Source organism: Pseudomonas fluorescens (genome assembly GCF_902497855.1).
Lineage (GTDB): Bacteria > Pseudomonadota > Gammaproteobacteria > Pseudomonadales > Pseudomonadaceae > Aquipseudomonas > Aquipseudomonas fluorescens_BI.
The window spans coordinates 1-513 of sequence record NZ_CABVHU010000076.1; the positions used below are offsets into that span (position 1 = coordinate 1).

1 protein-coding gene is annotated in these 513 nt (G+C 59.8%); it reads left to right on the forward strand.

The features are described 5' to 3' along the window. Nucleotides 1-59: 59 nt before the first annotated feature. Nucleotides 60-513, forward strand: a 454-nt coding sequence (locus F8N96_RS34925; RefSeq protein WP_150801649.1) for a DUF3987 domain-containing protein, incomplete at its 3' end; no start/stop codon positions are given.

Sequence of the window (513 nt, forward strand, 5' to 3'; positions counted from 1 at the left end):
CACTCAACAACCGTGGCGGGATGAGTGAGGACGAAGTCGATAATCTCAGGAGAATTGCGATGCAACTGTGCGAAGCGTTCGAGCCACCACAACCGTTGATGGAATATCAGCAGGCGCCACTGTCCTACCCGGTCGAAGCACTGGGGGAATTGTTGTGCCCTGCGGTCGAACGACTGGCCGAGGTGATCGGCGTGCCCTGCGCCCTGGCCGCGCAATCGGTGCTGGCCAGCGCTGCTCTGGTGAGCCATGGGCATGCCAATGTCCAACTCGACGGCCGAACCTATCCGCTGTCCCTCTACCTACTGACGGTGGCGTCCTCGGGTGATCGCAAAAGCGCGGTGGACCATCTGGCACTTAAGGCCGCACGTGACTGGGAACGACAGCAGTGGACCCTGTATGCGGAAAAGCTCAAAGCCTATCGCGCCGCTACCAACATCATGGCCAAACCCAAAACCTCAAAGAAACACGCGGAGGCGAAAGACGGTGAGCTATCCGAGCCGGTACCGCCAAGAC